Annotated in this window: 19 protein-coding genes; 12 read left to right on the top strand and 7 right to left on the bottom strand. The window is 44.6% G+C overall.

Annotation, left to right across the window (positions count from 1 at the left end; all coding sequences use genetic code 11):
- Positions 1 to 31 precede the first annotated feature (31 nt).
- The 3 genes from ACE5CV_RS11750 (at position 32) to ACE5CV_RS11740 (ending at position 4428) form a co-directional block, all read left to right on the top strand.
- Entirely contained in the window at positions 32 to 811 is a 780-nt protein-coding gene (locus tag ACE5CV_RS11750; protein ID WP_374950369.1) for an amidohydrolase, read from the top strand.
- 170 nt (positions 812 to 981) lie between these two features.
- On the top strand, positions 982 to 4038 hold the full coding sequence (locus ACE5CV_RS11745; RefSeq protein ID WP_374950368.1) for a GH92 family glycosyl hydrolase: 3057 nt from the start codon (positions 982 to 984) through the stop codon (positions 4036 to 4038).
- 54 nt (positions 4039 to 4092) lie between these two features.
- Positions 4093 to 4428 (top strand): TfoX/Sxy family protein, encoded by a 336-nt coding sequence (locus ACE5CV_RS11740; protein ID WP_374950367.1) that lies wholly within the window; start codon positions 4093 to 4095, stop codon positions 4426 to 4428.
- A 156-nt stretch (positions 4429 to 4584) separates the two neighbouring features.
- Here ACE5CV_RS11740 and ACE5CV_RS11735 read toward each other — a convergent pair whose 3' ends face one another.
- A complete protein-coding gene (locus tag ACE5CV_RS11735) occupies positions 4585 to 6216 on the bottom strand; it encodes a hypothetical protein (RefSeq protein ID WP_374950366.1) in 1632 nt (543 codons plus the stop codon).
- A gap of 117 nt (positions 6217 to 6333) precedes the next feature.
- Between ACE5CV_RS11735 and lepB the strand changes: the two genes are divergently transcribed.
- Positions 6334 to 7437 (top strand): signal peptidase I, encoded by a 1104-nt coding sequence (gene lepB / locus ACE5CV_RS11730; RefSeq protein ID WP_374950365.1) that lies wholly within the window; start codon positions 6334 to 6336, stop codon positions 7435 to 7437.
- A gap of 79 nt (positions 7438 to 7516) precedes the next feature.
- Here lepB and ACE5CV_RS11725 read toward each other — a convergent pair whose 3' ends face one another.
- The gene (locus ACE5CV_RS11725; protein ID WP_374950364.1) at positions 7517 to 8917 is read right to left on the bottom strand and encodes a tetratricopeptide repeat protein; all 1401 of its coding nucleotides are present in this window, start codon (positions 8915 to 8917) and stop codon (positions 7517 to 7519) included.
- Positions 8918 to 9128: 211 nt separating this feature from the next.
- On the opposite strand from ACE5CV_RS11725, the gene ACE5CV_RS11720 reads away from it, so the two are divergent.
- Entirely contained in the window at positions 9129 to 9443 is a 315-nt protein-coding gene (locus ACE5CV_RS11720) for a hypothetical protein (RefSeq protein ID WP_374950363.1), read from the top strand.
- A gap of 43 nt (positions 9444 to 9486) precedes the next feature.
- Positions 9487 to 10251 (top strand): GDSL-type esterase/lipase family protein, encoded by a 765-nt coding sequence (locus ACE5CV_RS11715; RefSeq protein ID WP_374950362.1) that lies wholly within the window; start codon positions 9487 to 9489, stop codon positions 10249 to 10251.
- Between the two features lie 12 nt (positions 10252 to 10263).
- Here the strand turns inward: ACE5CV_RS11715 and ACE5CV_RS11710 are convergent, their stop codons facing one another.
- Both ACE5CV_RS11710 and ACE5CV_RS11705 read right to left on the bottom strand, forming a co-directional pair.
- Entirely contained in the window at positions 10264 to 10449 is a 186-nt protein-coding gene (locus ACE5CV_RS11710) for a hypothetical protein (protein WP_374950361.1), read from the bottom strand.
- A gap of 94 nt (positions 10450 to 10543) precedes the next feature.
- Positions 10544 to 10738, bottom strand: coding sequence for a cold-shock protein (locus ACE5CV_RS11705; protein ID WP_374950360.1), 195 nt, complete (start codon positions 10736 to 10738; stop codon positions 10544 to 10546).
- Between the two features lie 275 nt (positions 10739 to 11013).
- On the opposite strand from ACE5CV_RS11705, the gene ACE5CV_RS11700 reads away from it, so the two are divergent.
- A complete protein-coding gene (locus ACE5CV_RS11700; RefSeq protein ID WP_374950359.1) occupies positions 11014 to 11148 on the top strand; it encodes a hypothetical protein in 135 nt (44 codons plus the stop codon).
- Between the two features lies 1 nt (position 11149).
- Positions 11150 to 11473, top strand: a complete 324-nt coding sequence (locus tag ACE5CV_RS11695; protein ID WP_374950358.1) for a hypothetical protein — start codon at positions 11150 to 11152, stop codon at positions 11471 to 11473.
- Positions 11474 to 11524: 51 nt separating this feature from the next.
- On the opposite strand, the gene ACE5CV_RS11690 is transcribed toward ACE5CV_RS11695, so the two are convergent.
- Both ACE5CV_RS11690 and ACE5CV_RS11685 read right to left on the bottom strand, forming a co-directional pair.
- Entirely contained in the window at positions 11525 to 12148 is a 624-nt protein-coding gene (locus ACE5CV_RS11690; RefSeq protein ID WP_374950357.1) for a PRC-barrel domain-containing protein, read from the bottom strand.
- Between the two features lie 25 nt (positions 12149 to 12173).
- Entirely contained in the window at positions 12174 to 12827 is a 654-nt protein-coding gene (locus tag ACE5CV_RS11685; RefSeq protein ID WP_374950356.1) for an OmpA family protein, read from the bottom strand.
- A gap of 161 nt (positions 12828 to 12988) precedes the next feature.
- On the opposite strand from ACE5CV_RS11685, the gene ACE5CV_RS11680 reads away from it, so the two are divergent.
- The 3 genes from ACE5CV_RS11680 to ACE5CV_RS11670 all read left to right on the top strand — a co-directional run bounded on the left by ACE5CV_RS11680 (position 12989) and on the right by ACE5CV_RS11670 (position 17670).
- The gene (locus ACE5CV_RS11680) at positions 12989 to 14557 is read left to right on the top strand and encodes a M20/M25/M40 family metallo-hydrolase (RefSeq protein WP_374950355.1); all 1569 of its coding nucleotides are present in this window, start codon (positions 12989 to 12991) and stop codon (positions 14555 to 14557) included.
- A gap of 185 nt (positions 14558 to 14742) precedes the next feature.
- The gene (locus ACE5CV_RS11675) at positions 14743 to 16770 is read left to right on the top strand and encodes a tetratricopeptide repeat protein (protein WP_374950354.1); all 2028 of its coding nucleotides are present in this window, start codon (positions 14743 to 14745) and stop codon (positions 16768 to 16770) included.
- A 72-nt stretch (positions 16771 to 16842) separates the two neighbouring features.
- A complete protein-coding gene (locus ACE5CV_RS11670) occupies positions 16843 to 17670 on the top strand; it encodes an MOSC domain-containing protein (protein ID WP_374950353.1) in 828 nt (275 codons plus the stop codon).
- Here ACE5CV_RS11670 and ACE5CV_RS11665 read toward each other — a convergent pair.
- On the bottom strand, positions 17657 to 18721 hold the full coding sequence (locus ACE5CV_RS11665) for an L-dopachrome tautomerase-related protein (RefSeq protein ID WP_374950352.1): 1065 nt from the start codon (positions 18719 to 18721) through the stop codon (positions 17657 to 17659). The two genes, ACE5CV_RS11670 and ACE5CV_RS11665, sit on opposite strands and share 14 nt — an antisense overlap.
- Positions 18722 to 18915: 194 nt before the next feature.
- Here ACE5CV_RS11665 and ACE5CV_RS11660 point away from each other — a divergent pair.
- Positions 18916 to 20429: transglycosylase domain-containing protein (locus ACE5CV_RS11660; protein WP_374950351.1), on the top strand; the 1514-nt coding region annotated here is incomplete at its 3' end.

Raw genomic sequence — 20429 nt, 5'->3', positions numbered from 1 at the left:
TATAAATTAATTATTGCCGAAACCATCAATTATGGATAATCTGAAAATCACCATTTACCAGGGATATTTATTTTGGGAAAACATTGATAAAAACCTGCAAAATATATCTTTAAGGTTATCCGGCATTCGCGAAAAAACCAACCTCATCATCCTGCCGGAAATGTTCAACACCGGCTTTAGCATGAATGCGGATACCCTTGCCGAAGAAATGGGCGGCAAAACAATGCAATGGATGGAAGCGACCGCTAAGAAATTCGATTGTGTGGTTACAGGTACGCTAATCATCAAACAAGATGGTAAATTCTACAACCGTTTAATATGGATGAGGCCCGATGGCAGCTACGAACACTATGATAAACGCCACCTTTTTGCACTGGGTAAAGAACACCAAACTTACACCGCAGGCACCAAAAAGCTGATAGTTGAGTTAAAAGGCTGGAAAATTTGCCCGATGATCTGTTACGACCTGCGCTTTCCGGTGTGGATGCGTAATGTTGATGAGGATTACGACTTGCTGTTGATTGTAGCTAACTGGCCGGAACGCCGCGCACTGCACTGGCGTACGCTTATCCCGGCCCGTGCAGTAGAAAATCAAAGCTATGTTATCGGCGTGAACCGCGTAGGCCATGACGGTAATGAGGTTTACCATTCCGGCGATTCAACTTGTATCGATCCCAACGGCAATGTAGTTTATTATAAGCGCGATGAGGAGGATGTCTACACCTTTTCTATCATTGGCGATGAAGTTTTAAAGGCCCGCCGTGCACTGCCCTTTTTAAAGGATGCTGACAAGTTTGATATTGAAGATTAATTTTTGAAGCAGGATTTTTAAACGTAATAAGCCGGATTGTTGTTTAACTCATTTACCAGCACCGGCGCATTTATATATTTGCTCAGCCTAATCCACACTTACGCACATCTTCCCCTCTATTCAATAAATCTTACTATTTTGCGTTAGTGAATACTAATAAGCTTAACTAAATGAGATTGATTTTACGTGGTACTGCTGTTGTAGTTTGCATGTTGGTGCTTTTAAACGCATCTGCGCAAAAAAAGGAAAAGGAAAAACCGCTAAAAATTAAAGAACTTACCCAATACGTCGATCCGTTTATAGGTACCGGCGGCCATGGGCATACTTATCCTGGCGCCGTAGCGCCATTCGGAATGGTGCAATTAAGCCCGGACACGCGTTTGGAGGGTTGGGATGGCTCATCGGGCTACCACTATTCGGATACAACTGTTTACGGCTTTTCGCATACCCACCTTAGTGGCACCGGAATAGCCGATTATTGCGATGTATTGTTTATGCCAACCACAGGCACACCAAAGTTGAGCAATACAGATTACCGGTCGGGCTTTACAAAAAAAAATGAGGATGCATCGCCGGGATATTATAAAACCAAACTCAACAAGTATAATATAGGTGTAGAACTTACCGCTACCACACGCGTTGGGATGCATAAATACAACTACCCTGCTACACCACAAGCTAATATAATTATCGACCTGCAGCACCGGGATGAAGTGCTCGACTCCTGGATAGAGGTGGTGAATGATCACGAGATCCGCGGCTACCGCCGTTCTAAATCATGGGCGACAGACCAGCACCTGTATTTTTATGCCAAGTTTTCTAAACCGTTTAAAACTTACGGCATCGCGCTGAACGATCAGATACAACAGGGCGAGAAAAAAGTTCAGGGTAAAAATATTAAAATGTATGTGCAGTTTGATAACCCCGGCGATGTCATATCTAAAGTCGGTATCTCATCCGTAAGTGCCGATGGGGCGCTTAAGAACCTGGACACCGAAGTGCCCGATTTCGATTTTAAAAAAGTTGCCAAAGCTACCCGCAACATCTGGAATACCGAACTGAACAAGATCCAGGTAACGGGCGGCGCGCCGCCTATGCCCCAGCAGCAGGCAGAAAGCCGCACTTATAACGCCTTTGGCTACCCCAATGCAAATCCGCAGAAAAAACCACCTGTTGTGCCAGATCATGCTAAGATAAAACAGATCATTTTTTATTCGGCTTTATACCATTGTATGCTGGCTCCGAATGTCTACAACGATGTAGACGGACAGTATCGGGGCATGGACCAGCAGATCCATACCGCTAACGGCTTTACATACTATACTGTTTTTTCGTTATGGGATACCTTCCGTGCAGAAAACCCTTTGCTCACGCTGATAGACCGTAAGCGCACGTCAGATTTCATTAAAAGCTTCCTGGCCATGTATGACCAGGGTAAGCTGTTACCTATTTGGCCGCTGGCATCTAACGAAACCTTTTGCATGGTTGGTAACCACTCCATACCGGTTATTGTAGATGCTTACGCCAAGGGGATCCGTGATTTTGATGCGGAAAAAGCTTTTAGCGCCATGAAGGCCGCTGTTAACCGCAACCAGTTTGGGCTGGATAATTACCGCAACACCGGTGTGGTAAATGCCGATGTGGAGCACGAGTCGGTATCCAAAACGCTGGAGTACGCTTACGATGACTGGTGTATTGCACAAATGGCTAAAATGCTGAACAAACCGCAAGACTACAGCGAATACATCAAGCGCGCCCAGTATTGGAAAAACCAGCACAACAACGAAAATAATTTTATGCAGGCGCGGGATAACGGCGGATGGTATACCCCTTTTGAACCAACGGAGATCAACAATAATTATACAGAAGGTAATGCCTGGCAATACTCGTTTTTGGTCCCGCAGGATGTTGAGGGGTTAATAAATGCAATGGGCGGTCGGCTTAATTTCGAAATAAAGCTGGATGGCCTCTTTAGCAATACAGAAAAACTGAGCGGCCGCCAGCAGGATGATGTGACCGGGCTGATAGGCCAGTACGCGCATGGTAACGAACCAAGCCACCATATTGCCTACTTGTACAACTTTACCAATTCGCCCGATAAAACGCAATATTATATCAATAAGATCATCAACGAGCAGTACACTGCAGCTGTCGATGGCCTGTCGGGAAATGAAGATTGCGGGCAGATGTCGGCCTGGTATGTAATGAGTTGCATGGGCTTTTATAATATCGCCCCTGGCCAGCAGCAGTTTCAACTGGGCATCCCTCAATTTGAAAGCATTATTATCAGAATGGAGAACGGCAAACGCTTCAACATCAATAACCCGGGTGCTACAGTCAGCCGGTCGAACGTGTACCTGCAGGGTTTAAACCTCGATAAAAAGAGTTACAACAAACTTTACCTGGATTATGAAACCATTGCCAACGGCGGCGATTTTGAGGTGTTTACCGGCCGGCTGGCCAATAAGCTTTTTGTGCAGGACCTGGAGAAACCAACATCCAGGATAACTGATGAGTTGATTGTACCGAATCCATACATTTTAAGCGGCGTTAAAACCTTTAAGCAGGCTATTAGCATAGAAATTAAATGTGCCGATACCCTGGCCAAGATCTATTACACAGTGGATGGCAGCACACCTACAGTGAACTCATCGTTATATACCAAAAAACTTATCATATCGTCAAACGCCACGGTTAAGGCCATAGCTGTTAATAATGGTAAAAGCAGCTTTGTAGATGTTGCCACCTTTACGAAGGTGCGCGGCGATTTAAAGTTAACGCTTACAAATAAATACCTGCCCAATTACGCAGCCCAGGGCGATGAAACGCTGATTAACGGCATACATGGAACAGCTAACTGGCGCTTAGGCAACTGGCAGGGCTATCAAAATAAGGACCTGGAGGCTATCGTTGATATGGGGCAGATAAAAAGTGTGAAACAAGTGAGCATCGGAGCATTGCAGGACACACGCTCATGGATAGTTTTCCCAAAAACAGTGGAATACTGGACATCTGAAGATGGTAAAAATTACAGGCTGGCTGCATCTGTAAACAGCAAAATAGACGTAAAAGAACTTACACCCCAAACACAGGAGTACCCTGCCGCTTTAAATATCCGGACCCGGTATATTAAAGTAATTGCAAAACAGTATGGCCCACTGCCCGACTGGCATGAAAGCAAAGGCAGCCCGTCGTACATTTTTGCCGACGAAATTACGGTGGAGTAGTGAGTAAGCTGTAACCAGTATTATTGATTGATTTTTAACTTTTGATTTTAAAAGGTGGTTAACGAAGATCTTATTAACCGGGTGCGCGAAGCATTGATGCATCTGCCGCAGGTGGAGGAGAAAAAAATGTTTGGCGGTATCTGCTTTTTGGTTGATGACAAACTATGCATCTGCGTGAACAAACACGAAATGCTCTGCCGCATCAACCCGGCAGAGTTGGAGGTTATGCTTGAACTTGACGGCGTAAGGCCAATGATGCAGCGAGACAGAACAGCTAAAGGGTACGTATTTATACACGAGGATGTACTGATACACAAAACCGACTTTAATTACTGGATAGCAAAGGCTTTGGCATACAACAAAACGGCTAAAGCAAGCAAAAGAAAGTAATAGCTACTTTTCCCAACCGGTTTCCTTTAGGCCCCGGTCACTTTCTTTCGCATCAACTTAGTATTCAAATGACATACCGACGAACCATCGCCAGGTAGAGATTTTTACCTGGTAAGCTGTGCATAAGTTTACTGGTAATTGGTTAAGTAAAACTAATCAATCCCAATTAAAATCTACCTCCCGATTATTCAGTTTCCATTTATGCGGGAAAGGGTTAGTAAGCCAGTCTAACGGTTCGCCATTTGGCTGTACCTTTGCGGCTTGTGCAAACGCTGTTTTGATGGCTGCTTTCCGGTCGGCGTCCAATATGCCTACCTCTGCAGATATGAACAACGGCGAGCCGCTTTCTGCAACCAATTGCAGCCATTGCTTACTTTTCTCCCAGGCAACATCCTTGGTTATGCCCACGCAGTCGCCGTCGGCAGCATAAAAAGTATTGTTTTGCGGCAGGCGGAAACCCAGCGTGTTTACGCCCATCTTTTTAGTGCGCGGCCACTCTTTGCCGCTGGTATCATCGCCTATCCGGTTCAGTTCAAACAAGCCGGCCGATAAGTGGCTCATGGTATTGCAACCAATAATATACATGTCACTCGCCGACTGGCGGATCGCCTTGTATAGATTGTTGATGATCTCGGCATTGGTTTTCGTCTGGTCATTGTATTTCCACCCGGGTTGGGTAAAGTTATCCGTCATGCGCATACCCCATTTGCCAAAAATGTCATATGATGTAAAGTCGTGCTTAACCATGTGGTAGCCCCATTGCTTGTACAATGCCATGTTGCGTTTAACGCGCTCAATGGTTTCGGGGATGGTTGGGTCAAGTATCGGCGCTTTTGCATCATCCCGGCCGCGGATGGTTGGTGCTAACATTCCCGGTTTATCATCCAGCCGTGCTATTAATGGCCTTGTCCATAAACCGGGGCGCATGCCCAGGCCTTTTATCTCGTCGGCCATTTTGTGCATATCCTTAAACTTGTCGTTAACTATCGAAAAATCGTCGGGCTGCTGCCATCCGTCGTCAATTACAGAAAATGGCTTGTTGTTATGATCCGTCACAAACTCGGCCATAGCCTGTGTTTGCGCCTTGATTGTTTCGTAAGAATTATTGCCGTAAACCACATACCAATCATTTATACCGTAAACCGGCTGTTTGGGCAACAGCGGCCTGGTGCACATTAATTTACAAAAGCGGGTTGCTGTAAAATAAGGGTTTTCGGCGGCACGGCTCATCATGGTCACAATATCAGCAGCATGCAGTTTGCGCTGGCCCAGCTTAACACCTACCCCACCGCTGTGCGTATCCAGGGTCAATTCTAACCCATCGCTTTTAACCTGCCAAAAGCAAATGGCATTACAACCTGTTTTAACGCCGAAGCAGGCCGTTTGCTTTCCATCAAACAGTAATGCATACCACGGATCTTTTGAATTAGCGTCCGGTTGTTTCCAGGCCAGGTCTCCGTATGAGCGTTCAAAGTGGTCACCTAAAACGCTGGTGTAGCGCGATGTATCGTGTTTCCACCTAAGCTTAATGGCCTGTAGCTCTGTATCCGGCGCCTGCACGTACACGGCCTGCCCGTTACCGCTGGTTTTAAGCGTAACACTGATATCCCGGAAGGCAAAAGCCGCACCATTTTTAACTAACCGCACCCATTTATCGCCGGTCATAGCCCAGGCTTCGTCCGGGTGATTGATCAGAGAATTGCCTGGTACAGCGGCGTGAGTCAGCCTGCTGAATATTACGGAAGCAGCACCGGCTGCCGATAGCTTTACGAAATCACGTCTTAACATAGGTTGATAATGATAGCTAAAAGTAATGATTACTGTAATTTTTAACCAAACTATTGTAACAATTAAGGCGCTTTACGGTCAAAAATCTACGCAATGCTCAATTAAAACTTAAAACCTATGAATTGGAAATTCTTTTCGCGTAAAAAATCTGACACCGCAGCTGTAAAAAAAAGCAAGACGCGCGAGTGGTTAGACGCCATTGTCTTCGCGGTTGTGGTGTCTACCATTATCCGCGGATTATTATTTTCGGCGTATGCTATACCATCTGGCTCGATGGAAGGCACGCTGCTGACCGGCGATTACTTGTTTGTCAGTAAAATAAGTTACGGCCCGCGTATGCCATTCACCCCGGTAGCTATCCCTTTTACAGAAAGCACCGTTTACGGATTTAAAACCTACTGGGATGGCGTCAAACTGCCTTATTTCCGTTTGCCGGGTATTTCAGAGGTAAAAAAGCAGGACATCGTTGTTTTTAATAAACCTGAAGAAGCCGACCCGCATTACAACCGGGCTGTAGATATTCGCACCAACCTCATTAAACGCTGTATTGCCACGCCGGGCGATGTGCTGGCGATTGTGGACAGCCGGGTTTACATTAATGGGAAACTGGTTAATAACGCACCAAAGGCCCAAACATCCTACTTGGTAAGTACCGACGGTAACAACCTTAACCCGGAGATGCTACAGAACCTAAAAATTGAGGTATACCAACAGTTAAGCACAACCGACTATGTGATGATCATCCCGACAGATAGTTACAACGAGTTTAAGGGTTATTCTAACATCAAGTCTATTAAACCCGTCATCGCTACCAGAGGTACATTTGATCCGGCTATATACCCGCATAACGAAAAATTCAAGTGGAACCTGGACAATTACGGGCCGTTGCTGATGCCCAAAAAAGGTATGACCATTGCACTTAACGATTCGACTATCGCTTTGTACAAACGGGATATAGAACTTTATGAGCAGAACAAAGTTGAAGTTAAGGGGAAAGACATCCTTATCAATAATAAGAAAGCCAACAGCTACACATTCAAAATGAATTACTATTGGATGATGGGCGACAATCGCCACAATTCTGAGGATTCGCGCTATTGGGGTATGGTGCCCGAAGATCATATCATTGGCAAGGCGATGATCACCTTCATGAGCAGTGACAGTACTGCCTCACCTCTTAAACGCATCCGCTGGGAACGGATCCTGAAACCGATAAACTAGCCTGTTTCAAAATTTAATCTTTACTTAAAAACAAATGGCCTTTGCAGATGCAAAGGCCATTTGTTTTGTTATCGAATTTTTACCTTTTCTCTACTTCACTAATAATCTGGCAGATCTTTGTATCCAGATCAAGCGCAGAGCGTTCGGCCATCATCAGGATCTCGCGGTCGGCTATATACTTATCTTCTTTGATCAGATTCATAATACCTAACAGTGTAGATAAGGGCTTTCTGATCTCATGCGATTGAATAAAAGCGATTTTAAGCAAAGCGTCTTTTAAGCCATCGTTTTTCTCATTAACCTGTTTATTGCTTTTACGGATAATGAAGTACTGTACCAATATGAGGATGAACAAGCCCAAAAATATCAATGCGGATATTGCCACTACCCAAACATACTGTCGGTTAAGCCTGTTCAGCTTATTTAAAATCGCTATTTGCTTATCCTTTTGCTCATTTTCAAATCTTATTTGTAATTCGCTCAACTGTTTTGAGTTGTTTACCACCGCCAGTGAATCCCGTAAATGAACATATTTTTTGTACGCCGCCATGGCCTCTTTATAGTCACCGGCAAATGTATACGCATCATTGATAGATGCGTTGATCTCCATAGTACGGTATGGTTCCCTAATTTCTTTAGAAATTGTAAGTGCCTTGTTTAAATACTGAAGCCCCTTATCACGCTGTCCCATATAAAAATAGGCCTCGCCCAACCAGCAGTAAGAGTAGGTTAATGAACGGGGGCGGTTATACTTGTTTGCAAGGGCAACTGCTTTGTCTCCGTAGTACAAAGCTTTGGTATAGTCTTTACGTTCCTTGTAGGTTTGCGCGATGTTGTTGTAAAACCTGATGCGAATGCTCTCATATTTTGGGCTGGTTTCGGCAATTTTTAATGCCGCCAGTTGTAGGCCCAGGCTGGTATGGTCATTCTGGGGGATATCATGAAACATATAATATCCATGGGTAAACATGGCCTTGTTGCCTAACGCCGATATGAGTTCGGCTGTATCGCGATTATCGCGGGCTGCTTGTATACCCTTATCTACCGCCATAAATGCCTGCTCATAATTACGGCTTTCTTTATGCAGGTTGGCTATAACACCATATAACTCGGGCAGGGCTTCTTTGATCTGCCAGCGTTCGGCATCATTCAGGGCCTTTATAGCTGTTTGCATAGCCAACGTATGCTTGGCTTTCATCCAGCAGTATTCCGCGTAATAAATTTGCGAGTACAATAGCGCTTTGTTGTTGTTGGTGGCGTTACCCAGGTAAAAAAGCTCGTCTTTTATTGGCAAAAGTGAATCGACATCTGAACTTTGAAGATCATTCCCCCTGGCGATGAGCTTGCTTATCTGCGAGGTATCATTACCCTTTGAAAGCCGGACGGCACTACCGTTTTTGTTTGACGGGTTGCAAGCCTGCAGCGCATTGAACAATATCAGAAAGACAGTGACAGACCAGAAAGGGTGAGCAGTTTTCAATTTTTTAAAGATTGTTCTAAAATAAAACAATTTATTGATAACCACAGAGCAATAAAGCAGTAAAACTATACGCAAAACCGGCCGAAAACGTACGGTTGCACGTGTCATAAGCGGATAGTATAAGTTAAATATAATTTTATAGATAACTTATTATCAATAAGTTAAAACGATGGCATCGCATTTGCGGAATGTTAAGAGATTACCGGTTAATATGAAAAGCAACAGACCACTCATCAGGCTTACCTTCTCGCAGGAACGTTATAACATCCTGATCAGGAAGCAGCGAAACGGAAACGCTTCTTTTAATGACCTGATTGAACTGGACGAGATTGTGAACCGCGATCCGGCTATAAGGGAAAGTATCCTGGAGGAAATGCAAGAAATAGATAACCCCACTCAAGGGCGGGATAAACCAGATATAATTATCCCTGAACAATTTAGGCCGGTGAACCTGCTACAGCAAATAAGGGCTTTTATCAACAAGCTATTTATGATAGCTACACACCTCTTAAAACCTGCGCTTTAGTTACAAATTGATTTTGCCTAACTTGCAGTATTATGTTACTGCTATGAGAAAAAGCACTATCCACATCATAAGCCTTGCAATGCTCTCCGTTTTTCTGCTGGCTTTTAAGTTTACAGACGTTAAAAAACTTAATATTGTTTTTATTGGCGATAGCATCACACAAGGAGCTAACAATGCTACTTTACAACCCTCTGTTTACGCGCTGGAATATTTAAAGGCAAAAATGCCGGGAGTTACAGTTATGCAAGCCAACGCTGGTGTATCCGGCCGTACTACACTTGATTTTTTGCCGGGCCAAAAAGAATATCAGAATGCACAGAGAGCGGCGGATAGCTTTTATAAAGTAAACAATTCGCAATTAGTATTTTCAATAATGCTGGGCACTAATGATAGCGCCATAAAAGGTACCCATGGTGCGCCGGTAGCAACATCTGCTTACCGGGCTAACCTTAAGATTATTATTGACAGTTTATTGAAGCGCTATCCGGACAGTAAAATAGTGATCAACCACCCTATTTGGTACAGCCCAAACACCTACAATGGCGCTATGTACCTGGCCGAGGGGTTAACCAGGCTGCAATCGTATTTTACAGAGATTGACGGCCTTAATAAGGATTACCGCATAACACATCCCGGCCATGTATTTATTGGCGATAAGGATGGGTTTGCCTGGTTCAAAAAGAATTATAATACTGCTTTGCAGCCAGAACAGGGCCGCCAGGGTGTTTTTTACCTGCACCCAAACGCAAACGGGGCGGCGCAGTTAGGGCAATTTTGGGGTAAGGCAATTTTAAAGGCATTAAAGTAATGCCTTTTGCCGTTAACTTTTTTCGGGCGGCGTTGATACGATCTCGCCAAACTCGTTTACATAAGCAATCATGCTGTCCAGGTCGCTTCCTGTTGGGTTATCTTTACGCTCCTGCTTACGCATTGCTTTATCTTCTTTCTTTTTTTGCCGGTTCTTCTCTAATTGTTTTTTCATGAAAGTTGCCTGCGATTTTGCCATATTTTGATGAGGGATTTGTGAATAATTATTTTTGAACAAAAAAGCACCTACTCTTTCGAGTAGGTGCATTACGATTAAATTTTATAGTGATTTGTTAAACTACTTTTACATTTACCGCGGTAAGACCTTTACGGCCTTCTTCTACATCGAACGTTACGCTATCATTTTCGCGAATTTCGTCGATTAGACCAGTTGAGTGAACAAAAACATCGCTTCTGTTATCACTCTGTGAAATGAATCCAAAACCTTTAGTGGCGTTGAAAAACTTTACAGTTCCTTCTTTTTGCATTATATATTTATTAATAAGTAGGCAAGGTAGCTAAAATTATTGGCATTTTCTTATAATTAACCGTGTTTAACTGTACTTTAAATGGCTCAACTTTTATTTTACATGTTAACTATCTCATTAGCGGCGCTTTACCTTAAGTAATAAATAAAATAATTTTTAAAACAGGTTGATAGTCAATAAATAAAGTTATATTTATTAAATCCCGCTTCTAAAATCACCAATATCAGGCGCTGCCACACTTTACCGGGATATAGGTGCCTGCCAATATCAATACCATGGCCAAAGAAAAAAAATCTAATAAAGAGGTTAAGAAAAAGCCTGCCGAAGCCGGCACTAAAAAACAATCGTCTTACCAATCGGGTAAGGGTTCGTCATCTTCAGATCTGTCCGTAAACCCTAAAAAAAAATAACATGAATGAAAAAGCCATAGAAGATCAAACCAGGTTGTACCTGTATGATTTGATGAACACTGCCAAAGAACATGGCTTTAAAACAGATGATGTATGGGAATTTAGCGTAGCCACAGATGCCGAAAGGTCTAAGCTGCAAAAAGATTACTACCCTACCATTGCCAGCAGGTTATTGCCTGAAGTAATGGTGCAGGTTTATCACGCCATTAAAGAACGGTTGAACCAATCTTTTAGTAATGAAGAGCAACAATTGGATAAGCGCGGCATTACCGCCGGCGATCTCAATTTTTTAGTTGCCTATAACCCTAAAAGACCGCGTACGTAATCCAAACAGATCAAAATTAAAAAAGCTTCGATATCGAAGCCTTTTTAATTACTATGGAATAATGTTATCCCGGTTATACTTTTGATTTTCGGCGCTGTCTTCAGGTGGCTGTGCATCTTCACCTTCTGTCAGCAAATGGTTACCGCCTTCGGTAAGTAAGTGGTTGCCACCCTGGGTAAGTAAATGATCTTCGGCCACAATGGGTTTGCGTTTGCCGTAGAATTTGGTTTCGTTAAAATGCTCGTGATCGTAAAAATCTTCCTTGGGAGCAAATGCTAAATTGTCTGGCGCGGTAAATACCTTTCTTATCTCTTCCTCAATATCGGCAGTGATGCCACGGCCGCGCTCGTATAATGGTAATGAAGCTAATTGCTTAGCGGTTACGTTAGGTATCATTACCGTATCGTTATTCTCATGCAGTTCTGCTACACCAATCGGTATCAGCACATGGCCGTCCTCCAGGTCAAGATCGTTGTTCTCGGTATCTAAAACAATGTAGCGTACCTTCCTCGTCTCAGGATCAAACAACAGGTCATCTACCTCACCTATCTTTACCTTTTCACTATTTTCAATATCCCAGCCCTGTATGTCCGGCTGGCCGTCAACAATCTCAAAATCACTGTCGCCAAGGGCCTCTAAATGCCGGTAGTAGTTAACGTTTTCTTCAGGTTCCATATTTATGGTTATTTAAAAATCTAACTTAGTTTGCAGTACTATCCGGAAACGCCACTATCTCTACGCTCCTATTTTGCGCGCGGCCTTTGTTAGTGGCGTTTGGTGCAAGCGGCTTGGTTTCGCCAACAGAGTGAATAGAAAGTTTTGCTGCATCAAATCCCCCGTTAGTAACCATCCAGTTTTTTACAGCGTTGGCGCGGTCGGCACCCAAAGCTTTATTGTGGCCGGCTGTCCCGGTCGAATCGGTGTGCCCGTAAATGCCTATCTGGGAGTTTTTAAAACGTTTAGCTAACGATGCAGAGATGATTTTTAATTTGTCTTCTGCTGATGACTGGATGGTACTGGCATCCGGCGCAAATAATACATTTTCACCAAGGCTGTAGATGGTATATTTTTGATTACCCCGCACGACTATGGCCGTATCGGTAATTTCTTCGTAGCTGGATTTAGGGATGGTAAAGTCAATAGCGTTCCAATCTGGCTGCGTGGTTGCAGCTGCCGGCGCACCGCCTGTTACTACGGTATCGTTAGCTACAGAGTCGGCTTGGTCTACCTTTAAAGGCGCGGTACGGTTGCAGCCTTTCCAAAGCAAAAATGCAACGCCCAAAGCAAGTATTAAAAATATTAACCAGATCCATACGGGGCCTTTACGTTTAGGCTGAACATCCAATTGTGCCATTATTAGTATAGTTAAATTACTATCTATCAAATGGTAATAAGTGATATAAGTTTTAAAAAAATGAAATTAGATGTGTACATAAAGCTGAATACTACAGTGTTTTTACACGATAAACATTACGGCTAGTAATTTTAAACTTCGCTTTTTATTACATTCGCTTTATGAAAACCACACTAAACTTATTACAAATGGCCAACGCTAAACTCGTGGCTAAAATGCTGCTTATTTCGGCGGTATGTTCGGGCGGGCAGGTTTTTGCCCAATCGCAAAATGCCGTTGTAGCCGGCATCGTAAAAGAAGCTACAGACAATTCACAATTAGAAAAACTTGCACATGAACTGTTTGACGGCGTTGGCCCGCGTTTGGTAGGCACACCTCAATATGATCAGGCCGGCAAATGGGCGCTGGAGAAATATAAAGGATGGGGTATCACCGCCCGTCAGGAAAAATGGGGCGAGTGGCGCGGCTGGCAACGCGGCATCTCGCACATAGATATGGTGTCGCCCCGTGTTAAATCTTTAGAAGGTACGCAGCTTGCCTGGAGCCCCGGTACAAAAAAACCTGTTACTGCCGAGGTGATCATTTTACCTGAACTGGCCGACTCAGTTGCTTTTCAACAATGGCTGCCAAACGTTAAGGGCAAATTTGTAATGGTATCTATGAACCAGCCAACCGGCCGGCCAGACGATAATTGGAAAGAATTTGCGTTGAACGAATCATTCACTAAAATGAAGGATGCACGTGCCGCACAAACTGCTGCATGGCGCAAACGCATCAGCAATACCGGTTTCACTGCGCGTACACTGCCGGTTGCATTAGAGAATGCCGGCGCAGCGGGCGTTATCACCAACACATGGTCTGCCGGTTTTGGAGTTGATAAGATCTTTAGCGCCTACACTAAAAAAACACCTACAGTTGATATCGCTCTAGAAGATTACGGTTTGCTTTACCGCCTTATAGAAGGCGGTGAAAAACCGAAGATCACCATCCAGGCCGAGTCAAAGGAATTGGGCGTTGTACCAACCTTTAATGTGGTTGGAGAAATAAAGGGTAAAGAGAAGCCGAACGAATATGTGATGCTTTCGGCCCACTTTGATTCATGGGACGGGGGATCTGGCGCTACCGACAACGGTACCGGCACATTAACCATGATGGAGGCAATGCGTATCCTTAAAAAGATCTACCCTAACCCTAAACGTACTATTCTGGTAGGCCACTGGGCAAGCGAAGAACAGGGCCTGAACGGTTCAAGAGCGTTTGTCGAAGATCACCCCGAAGTTGTGGCCAATTTGCAGGCTTTATTTAACCAGGATAACGGTACCGGCCGTGTGGTAAATATTAGCGGGCAAGGCTTTACCGGCGCAGGCGAGCTGATCACCAAGTGGCTAAATTTTGTACCAGACACCATCCGCCATCAAATTAAAACCAACTTCCCGGGCACACCGGGCGGCGGCGGTTCGGATTTTGCATCGTTCGTAGCAGTTGGTGCGCCGGGCTTTTCATTAGGATCTAACAGCTGGTCGTACGGTAATTATACATGGCACACTAATCGTGATACTTATGATAAGGTGGTGTTTGATGATTTGCGCAGCAACGCCATTTTAACCGCAATTTTGGCTTACATGGCCAGCGAAGACCCGGCGAAAATGCCCCGCGATAAGGTGACACTTACGGCACCTGCCAAGTGGCCGGCGCAAACCAAGGCTAACCGCCGCGGCGGCCTCGATTAATAAAAGCAGCAAAACAATATAGTAAGCACAGCATTATTATGCTGTGCTTTTTTGTTTAAATTAACCGTATAACTGCTACGAATAGTAGTGTTAACGCGCAGGTAAAAACCGCAATATTTACTTTAACTTGCAACCCCGCGGCGGTTGTTTTGCGTATATTAGGCGCATTTGAATAAGAAAAATTAATGAAGCGACTAATCGTAATTATATTCCTGCTGCCCATTTATTGCTTTGGCCAAAGCGCCGATGCTTACCTGCAAAGCGGTAATGCCAAAGCCAACCTTAAAGATTACAATGGCGCCATTGCCGATTTTACAAAGGCCATCAGCCTGAGCCCTCGTGATGCTAATGCGTACTTGTACCGTGCCAACGCCTACAGCAACTTAAATAACAACAGTGCCGCCATTGCCGATTTTAGCAAAACGCTCGAAATTAATCAAGGCATCGTTGATGCCTGGCATTACCGCGCCAATGCAAAAAGCAATAATAAAGACTACCAGGGCGCAGTAGAAGATTTTACCAGGGCTATTACCCTGCAGCCTAACAATGCCGAACTTTATGAGTACAGGGGCGTAGCCAAAGCCAACCTTAATCAAAACAAAGAGGCTATTGCCGATTACGACATTGCCGTACGGATTAAACCAACTGACCCAAAGCTTATTTTTTACCGGGCAAACTCAAAAACAAACCTAAACGATCATAAAGGTGCCATTGCCGATTATAGCATAGCCATTCGCCTGGATCCCAATAATGCCGAGGCCTGGTTTTACCGCGCCAATGCCGAAAGCAACATTAAACAGTATGCACCGGCGGTTGCAGATTATTTGAAAGCCGCCGAATTAAACCCAAAACTACCAGAGCTATATCATTATCTGGCTAATGCACAGAGCAACATGGGCGAAAGTAAAAGCGCTGTGGACTTTTTTACCAAAGCCATATTGGCATCACCAAACAAGGCCGAGCTGTACATGGGCCGCGCCATTGCACAGGGTAATGCAGATGATAATGACGCAGCCTTAGCAGATTACAGCAAAGCCGTAAAGCTGAACCCTAAATATGACGAGGCCTATCAAAACCGTGCGGATCTGCGGGTGAAGATAAAGGATTTTAAAGCCGCTGTAAGTGATGCCGACACCGCGTTACGCATAAACCCGAAAAATGGGTACGGGTACGTTTCGCGCGCTAAAGCTAAACTTGGCTCAAGAGATTCGGTCGGTGCGCTGGCAGATTTTGCCAACGCCATACGTATCACCCCTACCGCCAACTACGCTTACCTGGGTAGCGGCGATATCAAGGCTGGCCAGAAACGATACCAGGAGGCGATAGATTTTTATAACAAATCAATAGAAGTATTCGCTCAAAACGCCGATGCTTACCTGCACCGTGCTGCCGCTAAAGCCGCAATGGGTAACACCGAGGGCAGCTTTGCCGATTACAAAAAGGCCATTGATGTGATACCGCAAAACAACGACCTGTACATTGAATATGCAAAGATGCTTATTGCAGCAGGCCGCAGCAGGCAGGCGTTAGAGGTGCTGAACAACGGCATAGCCATCAATCCTAAAAATGTAATATTTTACAGTTTACGCGGGGTAGCTAAAAGCCAGCTTGGCGATAATATTGGCGCCATTGATGACCATGACGATGCTATAAAAATGTCGCCAAATTCCTCTGAGGCATACATGAACCGCGGCAACAGCTACATGGCCCTTAAAGAGTATGATAAAGCGCTGGAAGATTTGAATAAGGCCATTGTACTTAACGATGCTAACGACGAAGCCTATCTGTCTCGTGGTGACCTGAAAGTTGCGAAAAAGGAATACAACGGTGCTATTTACGATTATATTAATGTGTTGCTGCTGAACCCGAAAAACTTTAAGGCTTATGCCAAACGCGGCCTGGCCGAAAGTTACACCGGCGATATCGCAGCCATGAATAAGGATTTTGATATGGCTATAAAAATGGCGCCTGCAAACGAGGCGGTGTATGTTGCCCGTTCAAATGCGAGGATCAACCTGAAGGATTGGAATGGTGCCATTGCCGATTTGAGTAAGATCATCAGTCTTAACCCGCAAAACGCAAGGGCTTACCTCAATCGCGGCACCATCAAGGCAGAACGTGGCGATAAAACCGGTGCCTGTGTCGATTTGAATAAGGCAGCCACTTTCGGCTCTTCAGAAGCTATGGCGGCAATTAATAAATGGTGCATGTAATTTAGGCCGCTGCGCAATGGTTTAACTTGTAAATTATTGTGCCTTTACATGGCAATGCTTTATTTTTACCGGATGCTTCAGATTAGCGAGCTCTTTATTTATCCGGTTAAATCCCTTGGTGGCATTTCAATGCAAAGTTCGGCCCTTACCAGCCGCGGGCTTCAGTATGATCGCCGCTGGATGCTGGTAGATTCCGAAAACCGTTTCCTGTCTCAGCGCGAACACGCACAGATGGCATTATGCAAAACCGCATTGGCAGACGATGGCGTAAGGATAAGTTTCAGTTTAGACGAAACTTCGGTTCTGATCCCCTTCCAGCCGCAAAAAACAGAAATAGTACAAGTAACCATTTGGGATGACACCTGTACGGGGCAGTTGGTAAGCGATGAAGCCGACGCCTGGTTTACGCAAAAATTAGGGATTGATTGCAGGCTGGTTTACATGGCAGATGACTCCTTGCGGCCTACCGATCCAAGATATACTCAAACAGGTACCATTACCTCTTTTTCCGACGCTTATCCATTGCTGCTTATCGGCCAGGCATCTTTAGATGACCTTAACGCAAGGCTTGACGAACGGTTAAACATGGACCGCTTCCGGCCGAATATTGTCTTTACCGGCGGCGAGCCTTATGCGGAAGACACGATGGCGCAAATCATCATCAATGAGATAAACTTATACGGTGTTAAACTTTGCGCCCGTTGTGTGATGACAACAATTGACCAGCTTACCGGGCAAAAAAATAAAGAACCACTGAAAACGCTGGCCGGCTATCGCCGCAAAGGCACCAAAATACTTTTTGGCCAAAACGTGGTGAGTACCGGTTTTGGTACCCTAAGTGTAGGGGACGAAGTATCAGTACTATCCCTGCATACCGAAGAACGGTTTACGGTAGCTTAACCTTATAAACCCTGTAAGGATATTCTACTTTGTTTTGCCCATCGTTATACTTTGGCAACCGGTTCATTTGCGAGGCGCTCAAATACAGGTAACCATCGTTCCCTATTCCAAAAGAGTCCGGCCAGATAAGGCGCTTATCGGTTACTAGTGTTTTCAATTGACCATCAGGCGTTACGTACTTAATAGCATGGTTAGGCGAATCACTCAAGTAAATATTACCTTTCGCATCCGCTATCATTCCGTGGCAAACGCCGGTTTCGGCCACTATCGCTACTTTGGCTGACAGATCTGCATCACTTAATGCTTTATCAGCTAATTGCTCCGTTGCTATGCGGTACAATTTGGTTTGGTTAATAGCACGGAAATAGAACCACTTGCAATCTGCTGTTAAGGCTATTCCGTTGACGTTGGATACAAAAGGTTTTCCTTGCTGGTCGATCACATCTTTGCCATCCAGGTGCAGATTAAAGCCCGGAGCGGCTAAGGTAGACTTATCATCCTTAAGCACCATACGGCTTTTACCGGTGGCCAGGTCAAGCACCACGATGGCGTGCAAACCCGGATCTGACAGGTAGGCTAATTGCCGGGTGTTATCAATCACCATATCGTTTAGCGCGCTTTTATCTTTTGGCAGGTCATCAAAGGTATACACCTGTTTAACTTTATTATCGGCCAAATCGATCCTTAACAGCTTAAACTGGCCCTGCCTGGCATTGCCATTACCTATCACCGAGGCTCCACCGCCCGGCGCCGAGTCGAGCACCCAAAGGTTATTGTTAAAGTCGGCATACAGGTCCTGCACATTTACAAAATGGTTCTGCGTATTGGTAGTATCTACTTTGTTCCATTCCATATTAGGATAGGGCACGCGGTTGCCGTCTACTATCTCGGTAAGGCCATATAAATACGGGTCCGTATGCGGAAATGAAACAAACAGCCTGTTGCTTTTAGGCGCTACCGTAACGCCGATAGGTTGATTACGACCAAATGCGGCAGCCTCAAACAGGTTTTGGGCAACGCCGGCCTTACTTAGCATTATTAATAATATCATCAGTATTTGGCATTGTTTCATATATCAATAATGCCGCTGCTCGCAATTAGTTTTACCGATTAATGGTTTTTACTGCCCTGTAAATAATTACCCTAATCTTTTTCTTAACTTAAAATTTACTCACTAAAATTGCGTTGTTAACTTTTGTCTATAACCCGCTATGAATTGGGCGGTTAATTTTACATCTTTACCCAATGTTCAGAGAAATAAAGAACCGGTTTCTAAGATATTTCACCGTATTTATATATTTCATAATCATCTTTTTTTGTGCCATTGAATTAAACTTCCTTTGGCTGTTTGGCTACTCGCCCGATATGCAGGATATAAAAACGCCTACCATGTCGCTCTCGTCTGAAGTTTACACTGCCGACGGTAAATTAATAGGCCGCTTCTACAAAGAAAACCGGTCACCTGTAGATTTTAAAAGCATCTCCCATAATCTGATCAACGCGCTGGTAGCTACCGAAGATGCCCGCTTTTACAAACACCATGGGGTAGATTTCTATGCGTTTGCTACCAGTATGCTCTCTACCGCCAAAGGGGAGCGCCGCGGCGGCAGTACGATTACCCAGCAGCTGGCCAAAAACCTGTTCAGCACGCGCAAGCGCAAATCTCAGGGAATTATCAGCCACGTGCCAGTTTTAAAAACTATCGTATTTAAGTTTAAGGAGTGGCTTACCGCGTTCAAGATTGAGCGCCTGTACAGCAAGCAACAGATCATTACCCTTTATTTAAATACAGTTCCGTTCGGCAACAATTCGTACGGAATAAAAACCGCTACGCTTAAGTATTTCAATAAAACACCGGATGCCGTTACCCCGGCCGAAGCAGCTACATTGGTGGGTATGCTTAAGGCAACATCAACTTATAACCCAATCAGCAATCCAGAGAAGGCCACTGAGCGCCGTAATGTTGCATTAAGCCAAATGCAAAAGTATGGCTACCTGAGCAAAGCCGCTTACGAGGTAGAAGTACAAAAGCCGATAGGCCTGGACCTGAGTTATGTGGAAAAGTCCGGACAGGAAGACTCTTACATCCGCCGGGCGGTAGAAAAGTGGCTGGACAAATGGTGCAAGCAAAATGATTATAACCTTTACGAGGATGGCCTGAAGATTTATACCACCATCGACTCTAAACTTCAGCAATATGCCGAAGAAGCCGTGGCGCAAAAAATGAAGATGCTGCAAAAACGCTTTAACAACTTATGGGGCAATAAAAACCCCTGGCGCGATTCGAAGGGTGTTGAGATCAAAGATTTTATGTTAAAGGCAGAGCAGCGCCTGCCGATATATAAGCTGCTGACCAAAAAATACAAAGGCGATACCACACAGATAAACGCCTACTTTGCAAAGAAAAAGCAAATGACCGTTTTTACCTGGAATGGTGATAAAGACACCACCTTCTCCAGTGTAGATTCTATCAGATATTACACGAAGATCCTGAACACCGGGATGATGACCATGGAGCCATCTACCGGTAAAATAAAAGTTTGGGTAGGCGGCATCGACCATAAATTTTTCAACTATGATCACGTTAACCAGGCCAAACGCCAGGCGGGCTCAACGTTTAAGCCCTTTGCCTACGTTACCGCTTTAGACAACGGCTTTACACCGTGCGATAAATTTACCGATAAACCGGTGACCATTAAGTACAAGGATAATGGCAAGGATGATGTTTGGCAGCCAAACAATGCCGATTTCCACTTCAG

The sequence above is a fragment of the Mucilaginibacter sp. genome (assembly GCF_964263795.1).
Taxonomy (GTDB): Bacteria; Bacteroidota; Bacteroidia; order Sphingobacteriales; family Sphingobacteriaceae; genus Mucilaginibacter.
This window is presented reverse-complemented; position numbering and strand designations above follow the sequence as displayed.

Coding starts and splice junctions, on each gene's coding strand:
- ACE5CV_RS11750 (WP_374950369.1), top strand. CDS start 32: ATGGATAATCTGAAAATCACCATTTACCAGGGATATTTATTTTGGGAA.
- ACE5CV_RS11745 (WP_374950368.1), top strand. CDS start 982: ATGAGATTGATTTTACGTGGTACTGCTGTTGTAGTTTGCATGTTGGTG.
- ACE5CV_RS11735 (WP_374950366.1), bottom strand. CDS start 6,216: ATGTTAAGACGTGATTTCGTAAAGCTATCGGCAGCCGGTGCTGCTTCC.
- lepB (WP_374950365.1), top strand. CDS start 6,334: ATGAATTGGAAATTCTTTTCGCGTAAAAAATCTGACACCGCAGCTGTA.
- ACE5CV_RS11720 (WP_374950363.1), top strand. CDS start 9,129: ATGAAAAGCAACAGACCACTCATCAGGCTTACCTTCTCGCAGGAACGT.
- ACE5CV_RS11715 (WP_374950362.1), top strand. CDS start 9,487: ATGAGAAAAAGCACTATCCACATCATAAGCCTTGCAATGCTCTCCGTT.
- ACE5CV_RS11710 (WP_374950361.1), bottom strand. CDS start 10,449: ATGGCAAAATCGCAGGCAACTTTCATGAAAAAACAATTAGAGAAGAAC.
- ACE5CV_RS11705 (WP_374950360.1), bottom strand. CDS start 10,738: ATGCAAAAAGAAGGAACTGTAAAGTTTTTCAACGCCACTAAAGGTTTT.
- ACE5CV_RS11700 (WP_374950359.1), top strand. CDS start 11,014: ATGGCCAAAGAAAAAAAATCTAATAAAGAGGTTAAGAAAAAGCCTGCC.
- ACE5CV_RS11695 (WP_374950358.1), top strand. CDS start 11,150: ATGAATGAAAAAGCCATAGAAGATCAAACCAGGTTGTACCTGTATGAT.
- ACE5CV_RS11690 (WP_374950357.1), bottom strand. CDS start 12,148: ATGGAACCTGAAGAAAACGTTAACTACTACCGGCATTTAGAGGCCCTT.
- ACE5CV_RS11685 (WP_374950356.1), bottom strand. CDS start 12,827: ATGGCACAATTGGATGTTCAGCCTAAACGTAAAGGCCCCGTATGGATC.
- ACE5CV_RS11680 (WP_374950355.1), top strand. CDS start 12,989: ATGAAAACCACACTAAACTTATTACAAATGGCCAACGCTAAACTCGTG.
- ACE5CV_RS11675 (WP_374950354.1), top strand. CDS start 14,743: ATGAAGCGACTAATCGTAATTATATTCCTGCTGCCCATTTATTGCTTT.
- ACE5CV_RS11670 (WP_374950353.1), top strand. CDS start 16,843: ATGCTTCAGATTAGCGAGCTCTTTATTTATCCGGTTAAATCCCTTGGT.
- ACE5CV_RS11665 (WP_374950352.1), bottom strand. CDS start 18,721: ATGATATTATTAATAATGCTAAGTAAGGCCGGCGTTGCCCAAAACCTG.